This is a genomic window from uncultured Hymenobacter sp. (genome assembly GCF_964242765.1).
GTDB lineage: Bacteria > Bacteroidota > Bacteroidia > Cytophagales > Hymenobacteraceae > Hymenobacter.
This window is the reverse complement of record NZ_CAXTBM010000005.1, coordinates 1-18,657: the sequence shown is the minus strand read 5'-3', so window position 1 is coordinate 18,657 and position 18,657 is coordinate 1. Positions and strand designations below refer to the sequence as shown.

At 54.6% G+C, this 18,657-nt stretch carries 15 protein-coding genes; 9 read left to right on the top strand and 6 right to left on the bottom strand.

What is annotated here, in order from left to right:
- Positions 1-60 precede the first annotated feature (60 nt).
- Together htpG and ACFE7X_RS03145 are read right to left on the bottom strand one after the other, a co-directional pair.
- On the bottom strand, positions 61-1,905 hold the full coding sequence (htpG, locus tag ACFE7X_RS03150; RefSeq protein ID WP_375434206.1) for a molecular chaperone HtpG: 1,845 nt from the start codon (positions 1,903-1,905) through the stop codon (positions 61-63).
- Between the two features lie 231 nt (positions 1,906-2,136).
- Positions 2,137-2,610 carry a hypothetical protein gene (locus tag ACFE7X_RS03145; RefSeq protein WP_375434205.1) on the bottom strand — a complete coding sequence of 158 codons (474 nt, stop codon included), beginning with the start codon at positions 2,608-2,610 and terminating at the stop codon, positions 2,137-2,139.
- Positions 2,611-3,204: 594 nt separating this feature from the next.
- Here ACFE7X_RS03145 and ACFE7X_RS03140 point away from each other — a divergent pair.
- From ACFE7X_RS03140 to ACFE7X_RS03130, 3 genes are all read left to right on the top strand, one after another.
- Complete coding sequence (locus ACFE7X_RS03140; protein WP_375434204.1) at positions 3,205-3,546, top strand: hypothetical protein; 342 nt, start codon at positions 3,205-3,207, stop codon at positions 3,544-3,546.
- A 719-nt stretch (positions 3,547-4,265) separates the two neighbouring features.
- The gene (locus tag ACFE7X_RS03135; RefSeq protein WP_375434203.1) at positions 4,266-6,725 is read left to right on the top strand and encodes a TonB-dependent receptor domain-containing protein; all 2,460 of its coding nucleotides are present in this window, start codon (positions 4,266-4,268) and stop codon (positions 6,723-6,725) included.
- A 105-nt stretch (positions 6,726-6,830) separates the two neighbouring features.
- Positions 6,831-7,784 (top strand): cation diffusion facilitator family transporter, encoded by a 954-nt coding sequence (locus tag ACFE7X_RS03130; protein ID WP_375434202.1) that lies wholly within the window; start codon positions 6,831-6,833, stop codon positions 7,782-7,784.
- A gap of 119 nt (positions 7,785-7,903) precedes the next feature.
- Here the strand turns inward: ACFE7X_RS03130 and ACFE7X_RS03125 are convergent, their stop codons facing one another.
- From ACFE7X_RS03125 to ACFE7X_RS03115, 3 genes are all read right to left on the bottom strand, one after another.
- Complete coding sequence (locus ACFE7X_RS03125; RefSeq protein ID WP_375434201.1) at positions 7,904-9,082, bottom strand: AGE family epimerase/isomerase; 1,179 nt, start codon at positions 9,080-9,082, stop codon at positions 7,904-7,906.
- Between the two features lie 17 nt (positions 9,083-9,099).
- Positions 9,100-10,320 (bottom strand): glycosidase, encoded by a 1,221-nt coding sequence (locus tag ACFE7X_RS03120; RefSeq protein ID WP_375434200.1) that lies wholly within the window; start codon positions 10,318-10,320, stop codon positions 9,100-9,102.
- A gap of 264 nt (positions 10,321-10,584) precedes the next feature.
- Positions 10,585-12,417: a sodium:solute symporter family protein gene (locus ACFE7X_RS03115; protein ID WP_375434199.1), complete on the bottom strand. Its 1,833-nt coding sequence runs from the start codon at positions 12,415-12,417 to the stop codon at positions 10,585-10,587.
- A gap of 502 nt (positions 12,418-12,919) precedes the next feature.
- Here ACFE7X_RS03115 and ACFE7X_RS03110 point away from each other — a divergent pair.
- Positions 12,920-13,795, top strand: coding sequence for a helix-turn-helix domain-containing protein (locus ACFE7X_RS03110; RefSeq protein WP_375434198.1), 876 nt, complete (start codon positions 12,920-12,922; stop codon positions 13,793-13,795).
- A 45-nt stretch (positions 13,796-13,840) separates the two neighbouring features.
- Here the strand turns inward: ACFE7X_RS03110 and ACFE7X_RS03105 are convergent, their stop codons facing one another.
- Positions 13,841-14,074, bottom strand: coding sequence for a hypothetical protein (locus tag ACFE7X_RS03105; protein ID WP_375434197.1), 234 nt, complete (start codon positions 14,072-14,074; stop codon positions 13,841-13,843).
- A gap of 315 nt (positions 14,075-14,389) precedes the next feature.
- On the opposite strand from ACFE7X_RS03105, the gene ACFE7X_RS03100 reads away from it, so the two are divergent.
- From ACFE7X_RS03100 to ACFE7X_RS03080, 5 genes are all read left to right on the top strand, one after another.
- On the top strand, positions 14,390-15,640 hold the full coding sequence (locus ACFE7X_RS03100; protein ID WP_375434196.1) for an MFS transporter: 1,251 nt from the start codon (positions 14,390-14,392) through the stop codon (positions 15,638-15,640).
- 65 nt (positions 15,641-15,705) lie between these two features.
- Positions 15,706-16,101, top strand: a complete 396-nt coding sequence (locus ACFE7X_RS03095; protein WP_375434195.1) for a hypothetical protein — start codon at positions 15,706-15,708, stop codon at positions 16,099-16,101.
- Positions 16,102-16,200: 99 nt separating this feature from the next.
- Positions 16,201-16,650 carry a DUF6526 family protein gene (locus ACFE7X_RS03090; RefSeq protein ID WP_375434194.1) on the top strand — a complete coding sequence of 150 codons (450 nt, stop codon included), beginning with the start codon at positions 16,201-16,203 and terminating at the stop codon, positions 16,648-16,650.
- Positions 16,651-16,823: 173 nt separating this feature from the next.
- Complete coding sequence (locus tag ACFE7X_RS03085) at positions 16,824-17,126, top strand: DUF4286 family protein (RefSeq protein ID WP_375434193.1); 303 nt, start codon at positions 16,824-16,826, stop codon at positions 17,124-17,126.
- A 160-nt stretch (positions 17,127-17,286) separates the two neighbouring features.
- Positions 17,287-18,534, top strand: a complete 1,248-nt coding sequence (locus tag ACFE7X_RS03080; RefSeq protein ID WP_375434192.1) for a sterol desaturase family protein — start codon at positions 17,287-17,289, stop codon at positions 18,532-18,534.
- Positions 18,535-18,657 lie beyond the last annotated feature (123 nt).

The following is an 18,657-nucleotide window of genomic DNA, read 5'->3' as shown; positions in this document are numbered from 1 at the left end:
CCCGACAACTTAGAGCTGTCGGGGTTTTATACCATCTTAAACTTCTACTACTTTTTTAAACTACTCCACAGCCAATAAATCGGCGCTACGTTTCACAAAAGCGGTTAGTGCCTCTCCTTTCAGCATGTTCTGCGCCAGCAAAGCTAAGTCAAAAGCTTGGCGAGCCAGCTTCTGGCCTGCTTCACCTTCTGCTTTTAGCACGCGTTGTGCTACTGGGTGATTAGCATTCACGCTCACGGTGTAGCTATCAGGCAGGCTGCCGAACATTTGCATACCACCGCCACCGCCGGTGCGCTGCATATCCTTCATGCGGCGCATAAATTCGGGCAGCGTGATAACTACGGGCGCATCTTGCGGCGAGAGAGAGGCTACCTGCACCTGCATATGCTCGTTGCTGATAGCTGTCTTGAACACCTCCTGCAACTTGGTTTTCTCGTCGTCGCTGAGCACACTTTCGGTTTGCTCGTCTTTCTCGATGAGCTTGCTGATGGTATCAGCATCTACGCGCTTGAAAGAAATTTTCTCTAGCTTCTGCTCTAGCTGGCCGATGAAGTGCGAGTCTAGCACGGTTTCCAGCTTCAGCACATCGTAGCCACGATCTTGGGCGGCTTGCACGAAAGCATGCTGCGCTTCGGCGTCGGTGGTGTAGAGCACCACGGTCTGCTCGTTTTTATCTTTCTGGTTGGCTTGCACAAACTCCTGGTACTCGGAGAGCGTGAAGTATTTGCCAGCTACATTTTGTACCAGTGCAAAGTCTTTGGCTTTTTCGTAAAACTTCTCGTCCGACAACATGCCGTACTTCACGAACAAGCCAATGTCCGACCACTTTTCCTCGAAGCCCGTGCGGTCCTTGCGGTACAACTCGGCTAGCTTGTCGGCTACCTTCTTAGTGATGTAGCTGTTAATTTTGCGGACGTTGCTATCGGCTTGCAAGAAGCTACGCGACACGTTCAGTGGAATGTCCGGCGAGTCGATGACGCCGTGCAGCAGCATCAGGAACTCGGGCACCACATCCTTCACTTCGTCGGTGATAAACACCTGGCGCGAATAGAGCTGGATTTTGTTGCGCTGAAATTGCAACTCATCTTTCACTTTCGGGAAGTAAAGAATGCCCGTCAGGTTGAAAGGATAATCGACGTTGAGATGAATCCAGAACAGCGGCGGCTCCGAGAAGGGGTACAGTTCCTGGTAGAACTTGACGTAATCTTCGTCGGTGAGGTCGGCGGGCTGTTTGGTCCAGATAGGCTGCGTCTGGTTGATTACCTGACCTTCGAACTCGATTTCGATGGGCAGGAATTTGCAGTACTTAGTTAAGATACTGCGCAGGCGGGCTTCCTCCAGAAACTCGTCGGAATCTTCGGCAACGTGCAATACTACGTCGGTGCCGCGCTCGGCTTTGGCGTGCTCCTCAGTGGGCTCGTCGAGCGTGAATTCGGTGCTACCGTCGCAGATCCAATGTGCGGTTAGAGTATCCTCTTTGTACGATTTCGACCAGATTTCAACTTCCTTGGCTACCATAAAAGCCGAGTAGAAGCCGAGACCAAATTGCCCGATAATCTGGTCTTTGGCCGCTGCATCTTTCTCTTTGTACTTCTCCACAAATTCCGTGGCGCCGGAGAAAGCAATCTGGTTGATATATTTTTTAATCTCTTCGGCCGTCATACCCAGGCCGCGGTCCGATACCGTGATTTTGCGGGCTTCCTTATCAACAGTTACGCGCACCTTTAGCTCGCCCAACTCTCCTTTGAACTCGCCTAGTTGCCCTAAGCTTTTCAGCTTCTGAGTGGCATCTACGGCATTACTGACCAATTCCCGAAGGAAGATTTCGTGGTCGGAGTAAAGAAATTTCTTGATGATCGGGAAAATATTCTCGGTATGAATCGAGATACTGCCTTTCTCTTGCATGGCACGTTGGCTGTAAGGTTTATACTCTAGAATCCGGACGATATGCCAGCCTCCAAACAAAGCTGACTCGTGGGCTGCTCGTTTCAAAACCTATTCCACCCCGCCACAATTGCCAAATTGGCAGCGCTCTACGACTAGCTTACAATCCGCTGAACCTGACATACAGGTGTTAGTCTCCTGTTTGTGCTCGCCAAAACGAGGCTTCAACACTACTAGGTGAATTACTTTACTCTAGCAGGTTGCGTACTGTCCTGCCTGATGCCAGGTGGTATGAGCAATGTGCCATTCAAGCTCCATGGCGCGCATTAGCGTAGCCGAACCCGTCAGCCAGTCAAGAGCTGTAGAAGTGTCCGAAAAGAATTGAATGTTGGCTTTTACGTATCGCTGACCATCACTGATAACATTCTCGACTATCAGCTGATTATGGACATCACCGGGCAAAACCAAAGCGAGATGACGCAGTTTTAAATGTTCGGCGCACGGCAGCCACAATTCACTTAACCAAGCCTGCTCATCAAGGCCTAGCGGAGGCAAACTTGCCGAATCAACCAACCATCGGTTAGCTCCTTGCTCCAAGGAAAAGTGCATCAATTCCTCGAAAGCCAACTGAAATTTAGATAACGATATTGGACCGTGCCACGCCCACCGCAGCAAGCGCAACTTAGGATAGAATTGGATACAAATAGAATCGAAGATACGGATCATAAGCAGCCAGCAGCTGCATAACATAAGCACCACTAGTTGCTTCAAAATTACTGTTGAGGTAGAAAGTAATAGTACTTTTTCGCTATACTGAATTATATGACGACGAACGCGGCTCTCAAAGCGCTGGAACTTCGCGTTGCTCTGTATGCTACTGAAATTTCAAGCCTAGGCGTACGCATGGCGCTAGGTGCATTCTTGCCTTTTCCTAAACCTCAACAGCAGCGCCTGCTATAAAAGCGTGGCAAATGGTGGCTGTCAGTAGTTGAATGAATTATCTTTAACTGGAAAAGCGAGGTATCGAACGCAGATTTTCCTCTCAGACAAACAGCGTTTCGTAGAGGCTTGCTGGGCGCTTAGGCGTGGGCCGTATGGCAGAGGCAACGTGACGGAGCAAACGAGCGGCAAAGGTTTTCATGGCAGAACAAACAAGTGGAAAACTATGCCGCAAAGGTCGAGTGCACTTGTTGCCAGCACATTGCCCAGCAATTATGCTTTCATTAAGTCCACATCAACTTTCTCGACTGTTTTTGACTGGTACTGAATCAAGTTTGAATTTACAGTGTACCTTTACTCGTCTTCGACACATTGTTGCATATGCAAGCTTTTCGGTCCCGGCTGGCTTTGGTGCTGCTGCTCTGCTTTACGCGGGTGCTGCTGCCAGAGGCATGGATTCTGGATTTGCATGCTCACCGGCACACCACCAAGGAGCCGACGCAGGTTCCGGGTGCCCTAAAAGATAAAAAGGTGCTGAGTGCTAAACACCTGCACTGCGACGTCGACCACTTTTACCAAATGCCCTTCCAGCCGGCCCCGCCGCTGGAGCTACCGCTACTTTTTGCAGCGTATGCACCCACCAGCTCTGAGTTAAGTGCTTCAGTGTGGTTGTCGGCTATGCTCGCCACAGCTGACTTGCGCGGCCCACCTCGCTGGAGCTAAGCTTACAGGGCTGCCCGTAGCACTTTTGTGCTTTTCTAGGAACGAAGTACAGGTTCGTATTTGCTTTGCTTGTGGCAACACGGAGAGTACAGCGGCCAGTTTATTTTTCGCCAGCTCTCTTGTTCACGCCTTCTAGATTTCCGAATGGGCGCACTAGGAGCGGGACGGTGAAAATTCGACTGATACACTTACTAAAGTGTAGCCTGGCTTTCCTGCCAATTGCTCGCGGAGTGTACGATTGCTGAGCGGGCGCGTGACCAGCTAGGCGGTGCGGGCAGACTTGCTGAGTGCACGGTGCTGCTCGAAACGCAGCAAGCCACCTAAACCACCGTCCGCAATTTTCATTCTCCTCCTTGCATAGGGTTCAACAACGCGCAAGCTGGGCTCCACCGAGTGTTCTTGAAGCGGGCCGTAGTGCGCAAAGCTTAAGTGCGCCCCGATGCCATTGCCTTGCACGGGCTCCTCGCACACGGCAAAACCGAGTAACGTTCTCAGCTACAGTCAAGTAAGTTGCGTGTGGTGCTAGCCTGTTCTTCACGCTCCATCCTCGGCTTAAAACAGCCTTACGAGGCTGGCTGCAAACAGCTCGGTGCCATCTTCTAGTTTGATTTCAAAGAAATAAGAGGAAAGTTCTGGTCATCGGCTAGAGCCTTCTTTATTGTAAAGTGCGCATCCAGACATCTCATTCTCCGTTCATTTCAGCCTTCCTTCTTTGCTGTATGTTTCGTTATTCTTTGCTTTCTGCTTGTCTATTGTTGGGGGCCGGGAGCGTATTAGCCCAAACGGCCTCTACTCGCCCGGCTCGTGTGGCTCCAGTAGCTATTCCGCCTACCACGGGGCGCGTAACGGACGCTGCTTCTGGTGAGGCCTTACCCGGCGCCACTATTTACTTTCCTGACCTCAAACGTGCCACTGCCACCACGGCCGACGGCAGCTTTCAGTTTGCAGCGTTGCCCCGCGGACGGTTTCTGATGCAGGTGCGCTTTGTAGGCTACACCACAGTGGTGCGCACAGTAGCTACTGGCACGGGCCAGCCGCTGACCATAGCGTTGGCACCAGCCGCCACCGAGATTGGGCAGGTAGTGGTAACGGGAGTGTCGGCTAGCACGGAAATGCGCCGCTCGCCGGTGCCAACCACGGTAGTAGACCAAACGCGGCTGCGCCAAACGGCTGCAACCAACGCCGTGGATGCCATTGCCCACACGCCCGGCCTAAGTCAGATTACGACCGGAGCAGCCATCAGCAAACCAGTTATCCGGGGGTTGGGCTCGAACCGACTGGTGACACTCAACAACGGCGCCAAGCAGGAAGGCCAGCAGTGGGGCGACGAACACGGCATTGAAATCGACGAGTACAGCATCGACCGGGTGGAAATTATCAAAGGGCCCGGCAGCCTACTGTACGGCTCCGATGGGCTGGCCGGCGTTATCAACTTTCTGCCTCCCGAGCCAGTAAACGATGGCCGCATCGTGGGTTCGGTAGCCACCAACTACCAAACCAACAACCATTTGCAAGGCTATTCGCTGATGAACGCCGGCAACTTGAACGGGCTGAACTGGATGGTGCGGGGCACGGGCAAACTAGCCGGCAACTACCGCAACCGCTACGACGGGCGCGTGTACAACTCGGGGTTTCGGGAATTGGACGGTAGCGGCTACGTGGGCGTCAACAAAAGCTGGGGCTATTCTCATCTCACTTTCAATTCCTTCAACCAGGAACTCGGATTGGTGGAAGGCGACCGGGATTCAGTGACGGGGCGCTTTCTAAAGCAGGTGGCTATTGGAGGAGACCCTGATAACCTAGTGGGACTACCCGTGACGGACGCTGATTTGCGGGGCTACGGCACTGCGGTGCCCCGCCAGCAGATCAACCACCTGCGCATCGGCACCGACAACAGCTTTATTCTGGGGCATAGCCGCCTGACCCTGAATGTAGGCGTACAGCAAAACCTGCGGCGTGAGTTCGGCAATCCTGCCGATGGGGAAGAAAACTCCTTGTTCTTTCAGTTGCGCACCGTGGACTACGCCGCGAGGTATTTTCTGCCGGAAATGAAGGGCTGGCAAACCACGCTGGGCGTGAGCGGAATGCGCCAGGAAAACCAGAACAAGGGCATAGAATTCCTGATTCCGGCCTACCAACTGACCGATGGTGGTGTGTTTAGTCTCACCAAAAAAACCTTCGGCAAGCTGGATCTGAGCGGGGGCCTACGCTACGATTTACGCCGCATTACGGCCGACCAACTGTTGCTCGATCAGAATGAGCGGCCCGCTTCCAGCGGCGAGGAGAAGTTTCCAGGGTTTCAGAGCACGTTCCGCAACGTAAGCGGCAGCGTGGGGGGGGCGTTCAGCGCCACCGATAAACTGGTGCTGAAAGCGAATATAGCGCGCGGCTTTCGGGCGCCCAACATTGCGGAGCTAGGCTCCAACGGCCAGCACGAGGGCACGATTCGCTATGAAATTGGCGAGCCCAACCTGAAAGCCGAAACCAGCTTGCAGGTGGATGGTGGCCTAAGCTACACCTCCGACCACGTGGGTCTTTCCCTTGATGCGTTCCGCAACGGCATCAACAACTACATCTTCCCCGCGAAGCTGCTCGACGCCAGCGGCAGCACCGACTCGGTGGCCACCACCGGCGACCCAGTGTTTCGCTATGGGCAAGGCAATGCCCGCCTCGCCGGCGGCGAAGTAACCCTCGACCTCCACCCCCACCCCCTCGACTGGCTGCACTTCGAAAACTCGTTTTCCATGGTGCGGGCTATTCAGTTCGATCAACCGGCTGGCCAGAAATACTTGCCTTTCATTCCGGCCGACCGGCTACAGTCGGAGCTGCGGGTGAACTTTCGGAAGGTGGGCAAGTCGCGCTTGCGCAACCTGTATGCCCGCGGTAGTGTGGAGCACACTTTCGCGCAGAACCGGGTTTTCTCGGCCTTCGAGACGGAAACTCCTACACCCGAATATACGCTGGTGAATTTAGGCGTGGGCTCCGACGTGACGAATGGCAAAGACAGAACCGTGTTTTCGCTGTATCTGACGGCCAACAACTTGTTCGACGTGGGGTATCAAAGCCACTTAAGCCGGCTGAAGTACGCGGCTTATAACCCAAGCAATGGCCGTACGGGCGTCTTCAACCAGGGACGCAATGTGAGCGTGCGGCTGGTAGTACCGTTGAGTTTTAAGTAGATTTCAGGTAGCTAGCAAAGTACTAGCTCGTACCCGGTAGTTGAACGCCCTTGTGCAGTTCTGCGGTTTTACATTGCAAGACCTGCGTGAAAATCTTGATTACTTATGGCCCACAACCACCACGGACACGACCATCATCACCATCACCATGCGCCACCAGCTGAATTCAGCCGGGCGTTTGGCTGGGGAATTACGCTGAATCTGCTATTTGTAGCGGGCGAAACGGCGGGGGGCCTGTGGGCGAATTCGTCGGCACTACTTTCCGATGCGGGCCACAACCTGAGCGACGTGCTTAGTTTGGCGCTGGCCTGGGGCGCCACGTGGCTGGTCAAGCGTCGGGCTACGGAGCGCTACACCTACGGCTATAAGGGCGCTACCATTCAGGCGGCGCTGCTTAATACGGCCCTGCTGTACTTGGCCCTTGGCTTTATTCTCTGGGATACGCTCGACCACTTACGGCATCCCACGCCCGTCAACGGCACCATTGTTATGGCGCTGGCCGGCTTGGGTATTCTTGTCAACGGGTTTACAGCCTGGCTATTTAGCAGCGGGCAGAAGGGCGACGTGAACGTGCGCGGCGCGTATCTGCACATGCTCACCGATATGCTCGTGTCGGTGGGCGTGGTGGTGGGTGGAGCGCTGGTATACTTCACGGGCTGGCAGTGGCTCGACCCGGCCATCAGCTTCGTGATTCTGGGCGTGGTGGGGTACAGCTCGTGGGGCTTGCTGCGCGAAACGGTGCAAATGGCCTTGCAAGCCGCTCCGGAAAGCATTGATATAGCGGCGGTGCGGCAGTTTCTGCTAACTCGCCCCGGCGTGGTGGGCGTCCATGATTTGCACGTTTGGCCCCTAAGCACGCAGGATACCGCCCTGACTGCGCATTTAGTACGCCCCAACGGGGGCAACAGCAATCAGTTTCTCGGCCAACTTCAGCACGACTTACTACACGAATTCAATATCAGCCACTGCACCGTGCAGCTAGAAGACGTAGCACCCGCTATGGGCGCCCACGGCTGCTGCGACGAACTACAGACCCAGAAATCTAAACAGAGAGTTTAGTTCTAGATAAGCGCAACTGATTGTTTGTTCAATCTTAATCTTCGTTTCGCAGCACGATACTCACCCAAAAAACCACTATTCAGGTCAACTTAAAATCTATACTGCTTGCTTCTGCAAGCTCACTGAGGCAGGCGCGCCAGGAGTTCGAGGCAGGCCCGGCCGTTGTGATACGGGCACTTCCAGAAGCCTGCCTTGTCTTCGCCGGGCATGGCGGTGAGGTCCTCATTCACCCCCCAGAGCCATTCGCCAGATTTATAGTCTAAAATGTGTTGTTCGGTGAAATTCCAGACCCCCAAGAACAAGTCGTAGAAATACTGGCTCCCACTTACTTGGTAGGCATTTAGGAAGCCAACCATCGCCTCCGCCTGCACCCACCAGTGCTTCTCTGGAATCCAGTGGTTTAGGGCCGGGTCGAATTCGTAGTTGAGGCCACCCGTGGCATCTAGGCCGCGGGCGGCGGCAGTGGCCATATCCACCGCCACTTGCCGAAACTGATGAATCAAGGGTTCATCACCGAGCACCTCGGCCGCCTCCAACAACAGCCAGGAAGCTTCTATATCGTGGCCGAAAGAAACAACCGTGGATTTAACCTGCCATTGCTCGTCCAGAAACAGGTGCAGATGGTGCGTAACCGGATTGATTAGGTGCTCGGCAAACACCGCCAGCAACTTCCGAATTTGCGTCTGCAAGAGGGCGTCGGGCCAGTGCCGATACAAATTGGTGTAAGCCTCCAGCACGTGGAGGTGGGTGTTCATGGTTTTCTTTTCGTTGGCGTCCTTGTCGCTCAGGCGCAAGTCGGCCACCGGGCCCCAGTTGCGCGCCAGTGCCTCTAGATACCCGCCGTGCTCCTGGTCGAAGCTGTACGTCTCGATGGTGTGAAACAGGGCTTGCGCATACGTTAGCGCACGCTCGTTGCCGCTAGCAGCATAATATTCAACCAAGCCATACAGGGTGAAGGCCAGGGCGTACATCTGCTTCTTGGTATCGAGCGGGGCCCCCAGGTAATCTACCGACCAATACACGCCTCCGTGCTCGGAGTCGATGAAATGCTGCTCTATGTACTCGAAGGCTCGGGTAGCCAACACCAACGATTCGGGGCGTGGCTCGTGGCGATACGCCGCCGAAAACGTCCACAGAATTCGGGCGTTTAGCACCGAGCCTTTCGGGGCTTGCGCTACTACTTCGTTTTCTGCCGTTAGCTGCCCATAGAAGCCGCCGTGCGCCTCATCGGGCATATAGGTGCTCCAATACGAGAGTATCCGGTCGAGTTCCTGCTTGAAAACTTGCCCCTGTTGCATACCAGCCTAAACGGACTTTAGTGCTTGTTGACTGTGTTTGCCAGTGGAACTGTTGCTAGCTCGCCTACTGCTTTGTTGCGGTTGATCAGGTCTTGAATGGCTTCCACCGAAGAACTCGAGGTGAACTTGTCGGCGGGGGTGTGCTGCACGTAATCGAGCAGCTTTTCCACCGTGGAGGTAGCTACGTGCATGCGCGTATCGGAGGAGCCGTAGTAGATAAACACCTGGCCGTCTTCGTCAATAATCCAGCCGTTGCTGAACACCACGTTCGACACGTCACCAATACGCTCATCAACTTCCGGAGCCAGGAAATACCCGCCGGGCTTGTGCGTAATGCGCGTGAGGTCGTGTAAGTCGGTGAGAAACAGGTACAGCACGTAGCGCAGCCCAGCGGCGGTATTGCGCACGCCGTGGGCCAGATGCAGCCAGCCTTTCTCGGTTTTGATGGGCGCCGGCCCGAGGCCGTTTTTCACCTCGTACACCGTGTGGTACTGCTTCCGGTCGATCAGTACTTCCTCGAGCACCTCGGCGTGCTCAATGGCCTCCGACAAGCCGAAACCAATGCCCCCGCCGGAACCGGCTTCAATAAAGCCATCCTGCGGGCGGGTGTAGAATGCGTAGTTGCCGTTCACAAATTCGGCGTGCAGCACCACATTGCGCTGCTGCGCCGAGTTGGTTTTCAGATCGGCAAGCCGCTCCCAGGTTACGAGGTCTTTGGTGCGGGCAATGCCGCAGCTAGCCACGGCCGCCGACTGGTCGGCTTCGGGCGCCGTGGGGTCGCGCCGCTCGGTGCAGAACGTGCCGTAGATCCAGCCGTCTTCGTGGGTGGTTAGGCGCATGTCGTACACGTTGGTGTCGGGCTCGTCGGTTTCGGGCAGGGCAATAGGGTACTCCCAGAAACGGAAGTTGTCGATGCCGTTGGCGCTTTCGGCCACCGCGAAAAACGACTTGCGGTCCGCTCCTTCCACCCGCGCCACTAGCACGTACTTGTCGTGCCACTTCATGGCCCCAGAGTTGAACACGGCATTCATCCCAATCCGCTCTAACAGGAAAGGGTTGGTTTGCGGATTGAGGTCGTAGCGCCAAGTAAGAGGCACGTGGGCCGCCGTAAGAATAGGAAACTCGTATCGGTCGTAGATGCCGTTGCCGCCGAGTTCTTGCCTGGAGTTGGGGCGCGCCAGTAGCGCTTCTTGCGTGGATTGGAGGGCGAGCAGCCGCTCGTGGAAGGAAGGCGTCATGGGCTTTGCATTAGGAACCCTACTACAGCGGGCGTTGCTTGTGCAGATTTAGGTACGCTTAGGCCGCTGAATTTTGTACGACCAGAAAATTGGAAGGGAGTTGGTAGGGATTAGATGAAGAGGCTGAACAGGCGCTGACAGGAAAACTGCTCCGCCGAATTCCCAACGGCAAAGCAGTTGAAGGTCGATAACTTGTAGTTGTCATCGGCCCTCAGCCTACCGCTCCCCAAGCAGCAGACCTTCCCAAAAGCATAGTTCAGCACATCAATAATCCTGGAGTTTGTCCCACCACGTTTTTTTGAGAATTGTAATCACCACCAGCAGCAGCAGTACCGTGACCAGTAGCGGCAGCTTCTGCATCAAGATCAGGTACATGGGCAGGATGGTGAGGCAGAGCTGGGCAACAATGCCCAGCACCACGTTGAACATATTGAGTTTGAAGTTGCGGTTGGGCTGAAACGACGGGTCCTCGGCCAGCACCATTTCGTTGATGGGACCCCAGAAACCCCAGGGCCGCACGTTTTTATAGAACGCCTTCAGCACGGCCAGCTCGGTGGGCGGCGAGGCGTAGGTGCCAATAACCGACCCGGCCAACGAGAGCAGAAACAGCACCGGGAAGTAGTACAGAAACTCGATGCCTTCGAAAAACCGAGTGAAAATCAGGGCCGACACAATGCCAGTTAGCATGCCCCAGAAAAAGCCCGTGGCATTGAACCGCCACCAGTGCCACTTCAGCACGTTGGAGGCAATGTAGCCGCCATACAGCGCCGACACTATCCACTGCAACACGCTGTTCACGTCTTTGGCCAGAAAGCCGAGCAGCACCCCCACGGCCACTACCACCACGCCCACCACATAGTTCAGCGAAATGATTTGCTTGGTGTTGGCGTTGGGGTTGATGTACTTCAGGTAGATGTCGTTGACGATGTAGGCCTGCGCCGCATTCACGGTGCCGCTGAACGTGCCCATGAAGGCGCCGAGCAACCCCGTTAGCACCAGCCCAAGCAAGCCAGTAGGCAGGAAGTTGTTGATGGCCACCGGCAAAATCCGCTCGAAGTCGGTGGTGCCCTCCGGCCCCTTGATGTTCATCTGGTTGTAGTAAAGCAGGCCCAGCACCGTCAGACCAATGACCAGCGAGTAGCGGATGGGCAGCAGCACGATGGACACGAAACCGCTCATTTTGCTGGCTTCCTCGGGCGAGCGGGTCGAGAGAATCTTCTGCATGTCGTAGTTGGGCGCGGGCCCAGCCAGCGAGGCAAATATTCCCTTGAAGACCATCATCATGAAGAAGACACCAAACAGTGAGTAGCCGTCCGCCTTGATTTTCTGATTGATTTCGGTGATGATGCCCGACCAGTCAAGTTCCAGCTTCGAGCCGAAAAACGGACTGTACCACCCGGCCGGCACAGCAAGCGTTTTGCCCTGCAAATTCGACCACGCAATAAAGCCAATCGACAAGCACGCCACCGTCATAATGGCGTACTTAATCATGTCGCCGAGCACGATGCTGTGCATGCCACCCAGAATGGAGTAGAACATGGCGAACAGCGTGAAAATGATGCCGTACACGTGCGGCACGTATTGCGACGCCACCGCGAAAGGCACGTATCCTTGCACCAGTTCCCAGGGCACGAAAATTTCAATGAACTTGCCCAACCCCACAAAGCCGTAGGCCAGGAACCCGAGGCAACTCAGCAAGGCAAACGTAATAACCACTTTGTGCGAAGCGCCCACGCCCGGCCCCGTATTGCCGAAGCGCGTAGCCAGCCATTCGGCCCCAGTAGCGGCGTTGGAACGGCGCAGCCAGCGCGAGAGGTACATCATCAGAAACACTTGGTTGAACACCGGCCAGAGCCAGGGAATCCAGATGCTTTTCAGGCCATACACGAAGCACAAGCTCACCATCCACATCGTGCCGCTGATATCGAACATATCCGACGCGTCGCTCAACCCAAGCTTATACCAAGCTAGACTTTTGCCGCCGAGCAGGTAGCTGTCTTTGTTTTCACGGGCTTTCTTGCGGTACCACAAGCCAACCCCAACAGTGGTAAGGAGATAAGCAACAATAATGAGTACGTCGAGTAGGCGTAATTTCATTTAACGGGAGAGAAGGCGGGAATTGAGGGAGCGAGAAGAGAGCGAATTCAAGTGGGCTGCGGTTGTTGCTCGGCTTGATCTAGTGGTCTACTCCTAGTTGCGGCAGGCATTCAAGGGCGAAAGGCGGTTTTGGAAGAGGGGCCTGGTCTTGGCCGTGGCTTTAGGGAAGTACCACGTGCCATTAGGAGTTCAACCAAAACTAGTGCGGATGCTGGCATCCGACCAGTTGTTTCGTCTTCCGGATTTATTCTGTCTGCGCCATCACCATCGAAGTAGACAACACCATCTGATACCTTCAAATGTAGCCGCGAACCTGCTCACTTAGTAATGATATATTAACCTTCTCTGGTACTTAATTAGCCTGTCGGTAAGCCCTGATAAAACAAATTTACTTTTTTGACATTGTGTATGCATTAAATTTGATAGCCTCGTATACAAGAGTCTAATACTATTTTAACATTTGCAGCGGCGTTTAATCACCACTCCCTATCTAGCTCTCGCCATGCGTCAGAACTTAATGCGCGAAATCACTCCGCTCACCCAGAGCGACTGTTTCACTTTATTTTCGCGCGTAAAAAAGGAGTTCAACTTCCCCTTGCACTACCACGACGAGTTCGAACTGAACCTGATTATCGACGCGCCCGGCGCCAAGCGCATAGTAGGCGACCATATTGAGGTGATTGACGACCTGGAATTGGTGCTGGTGGGCTCCAACTTGGGGCACGCTTGGTTTACGCACCAATGCCAAAGCCAGGAAATCCGGGAGGTGACGATTCAGTTTCACAAAGACCTGCTAGAGGACCGGCTCCTGCACCGCAACCAGCTCAGCTTTATCCGGAAGATGCTGGAGAATGCCCAACGCGGTATACTGTTCTCCCGCGAAACCACGGAGCGGCTGCGCGAGCGGCTTCAGTCACTGGAGCAGAAAACCGGCTTCGACTCGGTGCTGGAACTGCTTTCCATTCTGCACGACCTTTCCACCTCGCGCAACATGCGCATCCTCTCCGACTCCACCTTCAACAGCGAGCAGTTCAACTACAATAGCCGCCGCCTCGAGAAGGTGTTCGAGTTTATGAATGCCAACTACAGCCGGCAGATTACGCTGGCCGAAGTAGCCAAGCTAGCCAACATGCCTGAGGTGTCGTTTAGCCGCTTTATCAAGAAACGCATCGGGAGCACCTTCATCGATAGTCTCAACGAAATCCGGCTGGGCCATGCCACGCGCATGCTTATCGATACCACCCACAACGTGGCGGAAGTGGCGTATAAGTGCGGCTTCAACAACATTTCCAACTTCAACCGCATCTTCAAGAAGAAGAAAGGCTACACACCGCGGGAGTTTCGCCAGAGCTTCTCCGGCACCCGCATTTTCATCTAAGCCCGTGGCCTGCCCAACTAGCTGCATTACCCTGTTTCCGGCTCACTACTCCACGTCCGTTGTAGCAGGACAAGGCGACTGGTCGTGAATAGCTGTAATCTGAAGCCCTAGCAAGTACGGGCTCCGAAACTGCTCGTAAAGATCGGCGAATAGCTCGTTTAGCTCGGTGGTCTCTGTTGGCAAGTGGTGGTTCACTTGTCGGGTTTCGACTATGCGCCCAAGCTCAACCTCTGCAATAGTGAGTTGGCAGCAAACCGTGTACTGTGGCTCCTTTTTCATAGCGTAGAAGGAAGGATGAGGACGGTAACAGAAATACAAAACTAATATTATTGGCAAACAATCCAAGTATTTTAGTATATATTCTTGCTAATAAACCCTCTCCACAACATGAAGCATGATTTTACACTCTCCAACTTCGCAGTGGGGCTACCAAGGTGCGCTATCTAACTTAAGGGACACTCTTAAACGATCCGGCTTCTACCTTGCTCTAAACTCACTTAGGCATAAGTGAATTCGTTGGTTGCCGCTTTTCGATATTATGCGTAAAGTGCTCCTGATAATCTCGTCATCTTTCACTTTCTCCCCTTCCCTCCCATGTCCGTCGCCAAGTCCCCTTCGCCTCCCCCCAAGACTGCCGCCTTGCTTAGCGCAGTGGTGATTGTGGCTTCTCTGGGTTACTTCGTTGACATCTACGACTTGGTACTGTTCAGTATTGTGCGGGTGGAAAGCCTCAAGGACATAGGCGTTACGGAACCAGCGGCCATTACGGAGCAAGGCCAATACCTGCTCAGTATGCAAATGGGCGGCATGCTGCTGGGCGGAATCCTGTGGGGAATTTTAGGCGACAAACGAGGACGGCTGTCGGTGTTGTTCGGTTCTATCCTGATGTATTCGTTGGCCAACATTGCCAACGGCTTCGTGCAGACCATCGACCAATACGCTTGGCTACGGCTAATTGCTGGCATAGGATTGGCCGGCGAACTGGGCGCGGGCATCACGCTGGTAGCGGAGAGTCTGCCCAAAGAGAAGCGCGGCTACGGCACCATGATAGTAGCCTCGGTGGGCGTGTCGGGAGCGATGGTGGCGTATGGGGTGGGGCAATATTTCGGCTGGCGCAACGCTTACTTTATTGGAGGTGGCCTCGGTTTGGCGCTGCTGGCCCTGCGGGCGGGCGTGTTCGAGTCGGGTATGTTCGAGCAGGCCAAGCGTGAAGGAGTAGAACGAGGTAATTTCGCCAGCCTCTTCACCAACGGTCCCCGGCTGGCCAAATACATTCGCTGCCTGTTTCTGGGCGTGCCGTTCTGGTTTTTGGTTGGCATTCTGATAACGATGGCCCCGGAGTTCGGCCAGGAATTTGGCGTGCGAGGGGCCGTAACGGGCGGCCTGAGCATCTTCTGGTGTTACTTCGGCCTCACCCTGGGCGATTTTACTAGCGGCGCCCTCAGCCAGCTTTTCAAGAGCCGGAACCGAACCTTGCAGTTGTTTATTGCCGCCTGCGCCGCCATGGTGGGCGTGTACCTATATGGGCTGCACGGTGCCAGCACCACCATGTTTTACCTCGTTTGCTTCCTAATCGGCTACGCAGGAGGCTTCTGGGCTTTGTTCGTGACGGTTTCGGCCGAGCAGTTTGGCACCAACCTGCGCTCCACGGTAGCAACTACGGCGCCCAACTTTGCGCGGGGGGCCATTGTGCTAATCAACCCGGCTTTTTCGGCCCTGAAGCCCACGCTGGGCATCACGGGGGCAGCCGCCGTTATTGGAGCCGTGACGCTGCTCTTAGCTTTTTTCAGCGCCAGCACCTTACCCGAAAGCTATGGCAAGGACCTCGACTATATCGAGGAATAAAGCTAAGAAATCTAACTTTGGTGCCAGCAGGCCGTATCAGAACGGAATTCAACCTTAAGTCCGTCATGAAAAATATCCTCGCCATTTTCGCCTTTGCAGTTGGTATCGTGAGCAGTCATAGTGGCCAGGCTCAAACTACAACCGCAGCAGATTCCGCCCAAATACGGCTGGAGCAACAAAAGCAGCGCGCTGCCGAAGCCAAATCCACGCTAGATGCCCAGAAACAGCAAACTGCCTCTTCGCGCAAGAGCGTAGATGCGTCGGAAAATCAGCTCAAGGACCAGAAGAACGCTATGCGTGAGCAGAAGCGGCAGATGAAAGAGCAAAAGGTGGAGCTAAACCGCCAAAAGGACGCAGCCAAAGAAGCTAAGCGCCAGGAAAAACTGGCCAAGCAAACAGCTAGCGAAGAGAAGCGCCGCGCCCGTGAAGCCAAGAAAGCAGCTAAAGCCCTTAAGTCGTAGGTACACTTACTCGCTTTTTCTCTGACCTAGTATTGAAAAGCTCCGGCCGCATTGCCGGAGTTTTTTGTGTCTGCATCTTTCCTTATAACCACCCGTTGAATGGCCACCGAACCAACCAAAAACAAGCCCATGCTTTATGCGTGGCACCACTTTGTGCTGCTACCCGCCTTACTTATTGTGGCGCTCTACAGTGTTCGTCGTTACGCCACCGTAGCCGGCGATGACACCGAAATTTCGCGACTTTGGTTTACGCTAATGGCGCTGGCAGTTGTGAGTTTTGGGGTTCTCATGATGCTGCGGCAGCACTATGCCCTAACGCTCCAAGACCGAATTATCCGGCTGGAAGTACGGCAGCAATACTTTGAAGCTACTGGCCAGAGCTTGCGGCCGCTGGAAAGCCAGCTGCAACTCAGCCAGATTTTAGCGTTGCGTTTCGCTGGCAATACCGAGCTACCTGCCTTGGTACAAGCGGCTATCCGCGAAAAGCTTTCCTCGAAAGATATTCAAGCCCGCATTCAAGAGTTTCATTTCGACCACATGCGGGTATGACGCAGTGCTTATCACCTACCCGAGTGAGCTCTCAGGCTTGGCGTAGGTAATGTCTTGGATTTTTTGGCCGACTTTTGCGTTATGTTGTTCTGTGAATTTCGCAAAGGGCCTCTGTTCTACGTTTTCTTGTTTCAACGTCTTCAGGCGCTCCATCAACCAAGCCCCTACCTTCTATGATACTTTACAACGTCACGACCAGCCTCGACCCGGAAATAGCCGAGCAGTGGGTAGCGTATATGCGCGACACGCACATGCCCGAGGTGATGGCCACTGGTTTCTTTGTCAGGAGCCAGCTTTGCCGCTTGCTCAACGAGGAAGATGACGGCATTACCTACGCCGCGCAATACTATTGCGTGAGCTTAGAGCAGCTAGAAGAGTACCAAACCGTGGCGGCTCCGGCCCTACGCCAAGATATTGAGCAGCAGTTTGGCGGCCGCTATGCTTCCTTTCGCACCATGCTGGAAGTGGTAAGCTAGCATTCATTGACGCTTTGCATCAAGCCTTAACCGCTGTAGCCTACTGAAGCCGCCTCCATTGAGGCGGCTTTTTTTATCTTTCTATGCTTGAATCTGGGTTAGGCGGAAGCTGTTTCAGCTGCACGCCACGCCAGTATACCACCTGCCAATTCCTTCTGCCATGCTCAACCCCATCGTCCTCTCTATTCCTATTTACTTTCTCCTGATTGGAATTGAACTGCTAGTGGAGCGCTGGCAACGCACCGAACACTACCACTTTCACGATGCCTTAACCAACATTAGCTGTGGCCTCACGCAACAAGTAACGGGCGTGTTCATGAAGATTATTGGCGTTACGGCCTACGCGTTTCTGTATCAGCACGCGGCCCTGCTGCACGTGCCGCGCACCTGGGCTACGGGGCTGCTCTTGTTTGTGCTGGTTGACTTCTGCTACTACTGGGCGCACCGCATGAGCCACGAAATCAATTTGTTCTGGGGCGGGCACGTAGTGCACCACCAAAGCGAGGACTATAACTTGTCGGTGGCGCTACGGCAGGGCTCGTGGCAGGAGCTGTTTACGTTTGCTTTCTATTTGCCGCTGGCGGTTATCGGCTTCGAGCCCACGTTTTTTGTGTACGTGTCGGCCTTTGTCACGCTCTACCAGTTCTGGATTCACACCGAGTTTATTGGGCGGCTTGGGCCCCTGGAATGGGTGCTCAACACCCCCTCGCACCACCGTGTACACCACGCCCGCAACCCCAAGTACATCGACCGAAACTACGCCGGGGCGCTTATCATCTGGGACCGACTATTCAACACGTTTCAGGCGGAAGAGGAACGTCCGGTGTACGGCGTCACAACGCCCGTCAACACCTGGAACCCGCTGTGGGCCAACCTCGGGCACTATACGCAACTCTGGCAGCAAGTGCGTTATACCCCCCGCTTCGACGACAAGCTACGCACGTTGTTCGGCCGGCCCGGCTGGCGGCCCGTGCACGCGGGCGGCTCCTATGTGGTACCGGAAGTGGCGATGGACACGTACCAGAAGTACGCCACTCCCACTACGCCAGCACTCAACTGGTACGTACTGGCGCAGTATGTACTGCTATTAGGCCTTGGGGCGCTGTTTATGTTCACCCAAGCGCACATGCCGCTTTTCGCACGGGTGGCTACCGCCGTTTGGCTGGGTTGGGGCGTAATGAATGTAGGCGGTTTGTTGGAAGCGCGCTCCTGGGCCACTTGGCTGGAACTACCGCGCTTGTTATTGCTGCCAGGGCTGCTTGCTTTGCTGGCCCTCAACTCAACTGTGCTAGTAGTGGCCGCCGCAGGCGGTGTGGGCTGGGTTTTGGGCTCGGGTATGTGGCTGTGGTGGCTGCGCCAAAAAGCTTCGGCCGCATCCTCGGCCGCATTGGCGCAAGCACCTCAGTGAAAACGTTGGCTTAGAGCAGAGACGCTATGCAATGCCTTTTGTTGTGGCGCGCCAACCGTTGAGTGGTATTAACTACTGGTTGGAAGTCACGATGGCTTCTACGCCGGGTGCGCAGGTGTAGGC